Raw genomic sequence first — 368 nt, 5'->3', positions numbered from 1 at the left:
GTGCTGCGCCGCATCCAGATGGATTTTACCGAGGAAGTCTACTCCCTCGCGGCGCTTCAAATGAAGTTTGAGAGTTTCTGTCGCCCGGGCATGACGGAGGATGAGCGGGCTGAGGCACTGACCAAGGCGGCGGTAGAGCTGACTACGGCAGAGGCACCCAAGTGGGAGTTCATCGCGGCGCGGCTTCTGAACCACTCCTTTCGCTGTCGCAACGCACAGGAATGGGATGGGCGCGGCGTCGGCGACCTCTATGGCAGGCTTCGCTATCTGACGGATAAGGGACTCTACGGTGACTATATCCTTGCCCACTATACCCACGAGGAGATTGCCATGGCGGAGGACTTTCTCTGCCCGGAACGGGACGAGCT

1 pseudogene is annotated in these 368 nt (G+C 59.8%); it reads left to right on the top strand.

Annotation, left to right across the window (positions count from 1 at the left end):
- Positions 1 to 368 (top strand): annotated as a pseudogene (locus GPK89_RS14840) (ribonucleoside-diphosphate reductase subunit alpha); the annotation flags it as partial.

This window comes from Gemmiger formicilis (assembly GCF_018784445.1).
Taxonomy (GTDB): Bacteria; Bacillota; Clostridia; order Oscillospirales; family Ruminococcaceae; genus Gemmiger.
The sequence above is the reverse complement of the archived record's forward strand: the minus strand, read 5'-3'. Positions and strand labels throughout refer to the sequence as shown.